General features: G+C 66.0%; 11 protein-coding genes. 4 read left to right on the top strand and 7 right to left on the bottom strand.

Going from position 1 to position 7,350, the window contains the following annotated elements; genetic code table 11:
* Both RT123_RS14070 and RT123_RS14065 read left to right on the top strand, forming a co-directional pair.
* Nucleotides 1-322: DUF2155 domain-containing protein (locus tag RT123_RS14070; protein WP_313009769.1), on the top strand; the 322-nt coding region annotated here is incomplete at its 5' end.
* Nucleotides 323-348: 26 nt separating this feature from the next.
* A complete protein-coding gene (locus tag RT123_RS14065; RefSeq protein ID WP_313009765.1) occupies nucleotides 349-687 on the top strand; it encodes an EF-hand domain-containing protein in 339 nt (112 codons plus the stop codon).
* On the opposite strand, the gene lepB is transcribed toward RT123_RS14065, so the two are convergent.
* The 5 genes from lepB to aroQ all read right to left on the bottom strand — a co-directional run bounded on the left by lepB (nucleotide 684) and on the right by aroQ (nucleotide 4,846).
* A complete protein-coding gene (lepB, locus tag RT123_RS14060; RefSeq protein ID WP_313009762.1) occupies nucleotides 684-1,448 on the bottom strand; it encodes a signal peptidase I in 765 nt (254 codons plus the stop codon). The two genes, RT123_RS14065 and lepB, sit on opposite strands and share 4 nt — an antisense overlap.
* Before the next feature lie 243 nt (nucleotides 1,449-1,691).
* Nucleotides 1,692-2,372: a leucyl/phenylalanyl-tRNA--protein transferase gene (gene aat / locus RT123_RS14055; RefSeq protein WP_313009760.1), complete on the bottom strand. Its 681-nt coding sequence runs from the start codon at nucleotides 2,370-2,372 to the stop codon at nucleotides 1,692-1,694.
* A gap of 132 nt (nucleotides 2,373-2,504) precedes the next feature.
* On the bottom strand, nucleotides 2,505-3,857 hold the full coding sequence (gene accC / locus RT123_RS14050; protein ID WP_313009759.1) for an acetyl-CoA carboxylase biotin carboxylase subunit: 1,353 nt from the start codon (nucleotides 3,855-3,857) through the stop codon (nucleotides 2,505-2,507).
* 3 nt (nucleotides 3,858-3,860) lie between these two features.
* Nucleotides 3,861-4,352, bottom strand: coding sequence for an acetyl-CoA carboxylase biotin carboxyl carrier protein (accB, locus tag RT123_RS14045; RefSeq protein ID WP_055808514.1), 492 nt, complete (start codon nucleotides 4,350-4,352; stop codon nucleotides 3,861-3,863).
* Nucleotides 4,353-4,399: 47 nt separating this feature from the next.
* On the bottom strand, nucleotides 4,400-4,846 hold the full coding sequence (gene aroQ, locus RT123_RS14040) for a type II 3-dehydroquinate dehydratase (protein ID WP_153924375.1): 447 nt from the start codon (nucleotides 4,844-4,846) through the stop codon (nucleotides 4,400-4,402).
* A 336-nt stretch (nucleotides 4,847-5,182) separates the two neighbouring features.
* On the opposite strand from aroQ, the gene thiS reads away from it, so the two are divergent.
* Nucleotides 5,183-5,383 carry a sulfur carrier protein ThiS gene (gene thiS, locus RT123_RS14035; protein ID WP_112861800.1) on the top strand — a complete coding sequence of 67 codons (201 nt, stop codon included), beginning with the start codon at nucleotides 5,183-5,185 and terminating at the stop codon, nucleotides 5,381-5,383.
* On the opposite strand, the gene RT123_RS14030 is transcribed toward thiS, so the two are convergent.
* Both RT123_RS14030 and RT123_RS14025 read right to left on the bottom strand, forming a co-directional pair.
* Nucleotides 5,384-5,770 (bottom strand): type II toxin-antitoxin system VapC family toxin, encoded by a 387-nt coding sequence (locus RT123_RS14030; RefSeq protein ID WP_313009758.1) that lies wholly within the window; start codon nucleotides 5,768-5,770, stop codon nucleotides 5,384-5,386.
* A complete protein-coding gene (locus RT123_RS14025; protein ID WP_313009757.1) occupies nucleotides 5,767-6,024 on the bottom strand; it encodes a type II toxin-antitoxin system prevent-host-death family antitoxin in 258 nt (85 codons plus the stop codon). Before RT123_RS14025 ends, RT123_RS14030 begins: the two co-directional genes overlap by 4 nt.
* 115 nt (nucleotides 6,025-6,139) lie before the next feature.
* Between RT123_RS14025 and RT123_RS14020 the strand changes: the two genes are divergently transcribed.
* Nucleotides 6,140-6,922, top strand: coding sequence for a HisA/HisF-related TIM barrel protein (locus RT123_RS14020; protein WP_039247919.1), 783 nt, complete (start codon nucleotides 6,140-6,142; stop codon nucleotides 6,920-6,922).
* Nucleotides 6,923-7,350: the final 428 nt, after the last annotated feature.

Raw genomic sequence — 7,350 nt, 5'->3', positions numbered from 1 at the left:
CGCGCGCCGCCAGCGTCGCAAGTTCGCGATCATCCAGGCCATCGACAAGGTCACCGCCGAGACGATGAAGTTCGAGGTCGAGGTCGGCGGTCGCCCCGTGCGCTTCAACCAGAATCTGATCTTCGCGGCCCGCGCGTGCGAGGTGACGACGCCCGACGAACTGACCGAAGACGCCATCGCCTATATGGACGTCTCGCTTCAGGCGCGCGGCCGGCAGGAAGGCCGCCAGATCTTCCGCGGCTGGATGTTCGCCTCGTCGCCCGCCGTCAGCGGCATCCAGAACCCCTATTACGACGCCTGGGTCGTCGGCTGTAAGAACTGAGCTCTGACGCCGCGAGGAGGCGCGCCATGGATCGCAACAAGCCGCCCAAGAAGACCGAAACGGTCGAAATCCGTCTGCCTCACGCGACCAAGACCGCCTTCATGGCCCGGTGCCGTGACGAGGGCCGGACAGCCAGCGACGCCATTCGCCGCTTCATAGACGCCGAGTTGAACGCGACGTCGTCCACGCGTCCTCAGTCCCGCCTGGGCTGGCGGCCCCTCCTGGCCGCCGCCGTCGCGGGCTTGGCGCTCGGCGCCGTCTCCGCGCCCTCCCTGGCCCAGTCGTCGCCCACCCGCGCCGATTTCGACCGGCTGGACCGCAATCACGACGGCGTCGTCAGCTTCGATGAGTACCGGGCGCGTTAGCGGATGCGGACCAGGAATCGGTCCCACTGAAGGTTCAGCCACGTCCACGGTTTGAACAGGCCGGCGCCCGGTTTCCATGAGGCCAGCACCACCTCGGCCCGGCCGATGATGTTTTCGGCCGGCAGCAGGCCGACGCCGATCTCGGGCGGCCAGCGGCTGTCCAGCGAGTTGTCGCGATTGTCGCCCATCATCAAATAGTGGCCCGCCGGCACCCGGCGCGCAGGCGTGTCGTCGCCCGGCAAATCCGGTCCGCCGTCGTAGGTGACGTAGGATCGTCCGTCGGCCAGGGTCTCGCGCACCTGTTGGACCCGTCTCTGCGGCGCATCGTGATCGGCGACGATATCCAGCCGGGTCTGGCGCACCGGATCACCATTGACGAAGACGACGCCGCCCCGCACCTGAACCGTATCGCCCGGCAGGCCGACGACGCGCTTGATCCAGGCCTCGCTGGGGTCGCGCGGCAGGCGAAACACCACCACGTCGCCGCGCCTCGGTTCGCCTCCGAACAACCGTCCCGGCGACATCGCCGGATTGAACGGCAGTGACGCCATGCTCCAGCCATAGGGATATTTCGACACGACGATATAGTCGCCGGTCACCAGCCCTGGCTCCATCGACGAGGAGGGGATGGTGAAGGGTTGGAACAGCACGATGCGGATCGCGAGCGCCAGGATGATGGCGAAGATCAGCGTCAGGGCGATCTCGTGCACCTCGCGAAGGAGGGACGGGCGAGGCGGGGCTTTGGGCGAGGTCTGTGTCATGGCGCCATTGACCGTCAGGCCGGCCGAAGACGCCAATCCAAACCTGTCGGGACAGGCCCCAAATCGTGTCCGGACAGATCCTCTCAGTTCGTCATTCCGGGGCTGAGCGGAGCGAAGAACCCGGAACCCAGGGCCACGTGCGCGTGGCCCGCCTCATTCAACGCCCGGTGCGCCTCTCCTGGGTTTCGGGTTCGTCCTTCGGACGCCCCGGAATGACGTCTGAAGGTTGAATGTCGATTGGACCTAGGCGCTGGCCAAGGCGACCGCTTCTGCACCAGTCAGAGGCGCGCGTAAGGCCCCTTGGTCCGGCCTGACCGACAGCGCGGGCTGAAGCCGCTCCAGATAGGCCGCCTGCGGCTTTTCGACCGCACCGAACTGGCTCAGATGGTCGGTCAGGAACTGGGCGTCCAGCAAGGTCCAGCCACCCTTCCGCAACCGTGCCACCAGATGGACCAGAGCGACCTTGGAGGCGTCCCGCTCGCGGCTGAACATGCTCTCGCCGAAGAAGGCCCCGCCCAGCGAGACCCCGTAAAGGCCGCCGACCAGCCGCTCGTCACGCCAGCACTCGATCGAATGGACGAAGCCCATGGCGAACAGGGCGGCGTACAGCCGCCGGATCGGGCCGTTGATCCAGGTGTCTTCGCGATCCGGTCCTTGCGCCGCCGCACAGCCGTCCAGCACCGCTTCGAAAGCGGTGTCGACCCGCACCTCGAACGGCTCGCCCCGCACGGTGCGACGCAGGCGGCTGGGGATGTGGAAGGCGTCCAGCGGAATGACGCCGCGCTGTTCCGGCTCGATGATGAAGACGCGCGGATCGTCGCGCGCTTCGGCCATCGGAAACACGCCCCGGGCGTAACAGGCCAGCAGGTCCTCGGGGCCGAAACCGCCGAAAGGCCCGCTGGCGCTGAAATCGGGGTCGGTCATCGCCTATTCCTAAAGTCCGTCATCCTCGCCCTTGTGGCGAGGATCCATACGCCCGGTGCTGCGAGCGGCGCACCGCGTCGAAGACGGAGTTTATGGATTCTCGGCACAAGGCCGAGAATGACGAAAAGAAAATCAGGCTTCGCCCTTCTGACGGGCCGCCCATTTCTCCAGCCAGTGGATGTCGTAGTCGCCCGACAGGATGTCCGGTTCGGCCAGCAGCTTCTGGAACAGGGGGATGGTCGTATCGACGCCGCCGATGACGACCTCGTTCAGCGAACGCTTCAGGCGCGCGATGGCCTCTTCGCGGTCGCGGCCGTGGACGATCAACTTGCCGATCAGGCTGTCGTAATAGGGCGGAATCGAATAGCCGGCGTAGATGGCGCTATCCAGCCGCACGCCCAGGCCGCCCGGTGCGTGGAAATCAGTGATCTTGCCCGGCGAGGGGGTGAAGGTCTCCGGGTTCTCGGCGTTGATCCGCACCTCGATGGCATGGCCCTCGAAGTGGATGTCCTCCTGGGTGAAGGACAGCGGCAGACCGGCGGCGATGCGCACCTGTTCGCGAACCAGATCGACGCCGGTGATCATTTCGGTGACCGGATGCTCGACCTGCAGACGGGTGTTCATCTCGATGAAGAAGAACTCGCCGTCCTCCCACAGGAACTCGATGGTGCCGACGCCCAGATAGCCAATGGCGGCGATCGCCTTGTTGACCGTCTCGCCGATCTTCTTGCGACCCTCGGCCGACAGGGCGGGCGAGGGGGCCTCTTCCAGCACCTTCTGGTGACGGCGTTGCAGCGAGCAGTCGCGTTCGCCCAGGTGCACGACGTTGCCGTGGCTGTCGGCGATGACCTGTATTTCGATGTGGCGCGGCTTCTGAAGGTAGCGCTCCATATAGACGGCGCCGTTGCCGAAGGCGGCCAGAGCTTCCGACTGGGCGGTCTGGACCGCCTCGACTAGATCGTCAGGCGTCAGGGCGACCTTCATGCCCCGTCCGCCGCCGCCCGCCGCCGCCTTGACGATCAGCGGGAAGCCGATGGACTTGGACGCCTCGATCGCGGCCTCGACAGTCTCGACCTCGCCGTCCGAGCCGGGGACGACGGGGATGCCGGCGTCCTTGACCGTCTGTTTGGCGCTGATCTTGTCGCCCATGACCCGGATATGCTCGGGCTTGGGACCGATGAAGGTCATGCCGTGGGCCTCGACGATCTCGGCGAAGCGGGCGTTTTCGGACAGGAAGCCGTAGCCGGGGTGGATCGCCTGGGCGCCAGTGATCTCGGCCGCCGCGATGATCGAGGGGATGTTCAGATACGACTTGGCGGCCGAGGCGGGGCCGATGCAGACGCTCTCGTCGGCCAGCCGCACCCACATGGCGCCGCGGTCGGCTTCGGAGTGCACGGCGACGGTGGAGATGCCCATCTCCTTGCACGCCCGGTGGATGCGCAACGCGATCTCGCCGCGGTTGGCGATCAGGACCTTGGTGAACACGGCTTAGGCTTCCAGCAGGACAAGGGGTTCGCCGAACTCGACCGGCTGGGCGTCGCCGACCAGGATTTCGGCCACAACGCCGTCGCGCGGGGCCTGGATCGGGTTCATCGTCTTCATGGCTTCGACGATCAGCAGGGTCTGGCCCTTCTTGACCTTGTCGCCGGGCTGGACGAAGGCCGGGGCCTCCGGCGACGCCTGCAGATAGGCGGTGCCGACCATCGGCGACTTCACCTCTTCGCCGGCGCGGGCGACGATGGTGGCGGGGTCCGACGGCATGGCGGCCGGCGCAGCAGCGGCGGCGGGCGCAGCGGCGACCGGGGCGGGGGCGGCGGCGTACTGAACCGGAGCGGCGTTGACAGTGACTTCGCGCGCCACGCGGATGCGCAGTTCGCCGCGCTCGACCTCGACTTCCGTCAGATCGGTCTCGTTCAGGATCTCGGCCAACTGGCGAACCAGGGCGGCGTCGATTTCGGCGTGTTTCTTGTCATCGGCCATTGGAGTTGCGCCTTGTCTTTCGTGGTCTTTGATAAACGGGACGGGGCTCAGCCGCGTTCCCGAACCTGGGTGAGGGCCGCCTGGACGGCCAGTTCATAGCCCGCCGCGCCGAAGCCGGCGATGACGCCGGTCGCCGCGGAGGACACATAGGAGTGATGGCGAAACGCCTCGCGCGCCGCCGGATTGGACAGGTGCAGTTCGATCACCGGGATCGACAGCGTCTTCAGCGCATCGTGCAGCGCCACCGACGTATGCCCATAGGCCGCCGGATTGAGGATCAGGGCGTGGGCGCCCTCGCGCGCCTCCTGGATCCAGTCGACCAGCACGCCTTCATGGTTGGTCTGGCGAAACACGATCTGCGCCTTGCCGGCCGCCCGGACGCAACGCTGCTCGATATCCGCCAGGGTGTCGCGGCCATAGATGTCCGGCTCCCGAACCCCGAGCAGGTTCAGATTGGGGCCGTTCAGCACATGAATGACGGGCGTTTCGGCCATGGTTCCAGAATCGATCCGGCGCAGCGCGGCGCAAGAGGGGCCTTTTAGCGGACGCAGGGCGTGGGTCAAACGCTCGCGGCGTCGAACCTTACCCGACGTTACGTGCGATGGCGTGGATTTCGCAGCGTCGGCCGCCATCGTCCCTGGTCGGGACGGCCTGTGGGAGCGCCGAGGATGCGCCAGGACGGCAAACTGATCCTGAGAACCGTGGTGGCGACCTTCGCGGCCCTGGCCGTTGCGGTCGGCGCCTTCCTGTTCGAGGCGGGCTGAGCGCACAGTCTGGCGAAGCGGCCCGTCAGCCTTTATCTGACGCGCGAAGGCCCAGGGAGAACGCGCGTGCACCAGATCCATCTCAACGGCGAGCCGCGCCAGGTCCAGGCCGCCACCATCCTGGCCCTGGTCGAGGAACTGTCGCTGGACCCGCGCAAGGTCGCCGTCGAACGCAATCTCGAGATCGTGCCCAAGTCCCTGCACGCCGCCACGCCGGTGGCCGCAGGCGACCGTATCGAACTGGTCCAGTTCGTCGGCGGCGGTTGATCAGACCTTGAGGATGGGGCCGGAATAGCGGGCGAGCATGGCGTCGGCCGTCAGCAAGGTTGCTTCTTCGACTATGGCCTGCGCCAGAAGGAGGCGATCGAAAGGATCCTTGTGAACGGGGTCCAACTGTCCCAGGGCGATGGCATGGTCGCCTGCGACTTCAAGTTCATGATATCCCGCTTCCATCAACATCGAGCGGAGTCTGCCGGCGTCGACCTGGAACTCGGGTCGCGCTCGCGCTGTCTTGATCGCGACCTCGATCAGGCTGATCACGCTGAACATCAGGACATTGCTGGGGTCGTTGATCAGAGCCGCCGCCCGACGCGGGACGCGTTTACTGTTGGCTGCGGCCCATAGCAGCAGATGAGTGTCGAGAAGCAGTCTCATGTCTTGGCGTCAGGTTCGCCGTAGAACATGGCTTCGATCTCGTCCTGAAACATGGTGTCGAAGTCGTCTGGAATCTGGAATTCGCCTTCCATGAAGCCGATGCGCTGAACCGCCTTCTTCGGCGTGTCATCCAAGGCCGTCACCTTCACCATCGGCTTGCCGGCCTTGGCGATGATGAAGGGTTCGCCCTTCGCTGCCTTTTCGATCAGGCGGGACAGATGCGTCTTGGCCTGATGGATATTGACCGTCTCCATGACGCGTCTCCATTGAACTTAGTTCACTTAGTTTAATCTATTCGATAGTCCCTCGCAACGCGGTGTGATCCCTGCGACCTTTCGCTCGGCGGCTAGGGCGCGTAGGTCAGCACCCATGACCGATACAGCCAACGAAACCTGGTCCGTCGCCGGCCGCACCTTCAACTCGCGCCTGATCGTGGGCACCGGCAAATACGCCGACTATGCCCAGAACGCAGCCGCCGCCGAGGCGGCCGGGGCGGAGATCGTCACTGTCGCCGTACGCCGCGTGAACCTGTCGGATCCAACCCAGCCGATGCTGGTCGATTATGTGAAGCCGGATCGCTTCACCTTCCTGCCCAACACCGCCGGCTGTTTCACGGGCGAGGATGCGGTCCGGACCCTGCGCTTGGCGCGCGAGGCCGGCGGGTGGAGCCTGGTCAAGCTGGAGGTGCTGTCCAACACCGCCCACCTTTATCCCGATATGATCGAGACGCTGCGGGCGTTGGACCTGCTGATCAAGGACGGTTTCGATGTCATGGTCTATTGCACCGACGACGTGGTGATGGCCAAGCGGCTTGAAGACGCCGGCGCCGCCGCTATCATGCCCGCCGCCGCCCCGATCGGCTCGGGCCTGGGCATCCAGAACGAGGTCAACGTCCGCCTCATCGTCGAACAGGCCAAGGTGCCGGTGCTGGTCGATGCGGGCGTCGGTACGGCCTCGGACGCGACCCGCGCGATGGAGCTGGGCTGCGACGCCGTCCTGATGAACACCGCCATCGCCGGCGCCAAGGACCCTATCCGCATGGCCCGGGCCATGAAGCACGCCGTCATCGCCGGCCGCGACGCCTATCTGGCCGGGCGGATGGCCAAGCGGATGTATGCCGACCCGTCGTCGCCGCTGGCGGGACTGATCTGACCCAATCGTTTCCTCCCCACAGCGTGGGGAGGGGGACCGCGAAGCGGTGGGGGGTTCTTCAAGTCTCACGGGCCACCGATGCGGTGAAGAGCCCCTCCGTCACGGCGCGAAGGCGCGCCGCGCCACCTCCCCATGAATGGGGAGGAGACGATGCTCAGCCATCGCAATGCCGCTGGTCCGTTGTCAGCGAATCCAATCGCTTGCCGATTTATGTCCCCCTTCTCCCATCCACCGGGTCAAACGGGTCCATAATAGCCCTGTCTCGTCGCATGGAGGGCTCGCTTGGCCTGCGACCTTGCGGCGGCGAGTGCGGATGGAACGGGAGCGGGTCTGAAACGGCCCGCGCCGACGGCGACACACGGTGCGCCGTCGGAGGGTCGAGGGGGATACTCGGCCGCACTCGGGACGGTCCTCGCAGGGACTGCCGA

It is taken from the genome of Brevundimonas vesicularis (assembly GCF_032067225.1).
Classification (GTDB): domain Bacteria; phylum Pseudomonadota; class Alphaproteobacteria; order Caulobacterales; family Caulobacteraceae; genus Brevundimonas; species Brevundimonas vesicularis_F.
The sequence above is the reverse complement of the archived record's forward strand: the minus strand, read 5'-3'. Positions and strand labels throughout refer to the sequence as shown.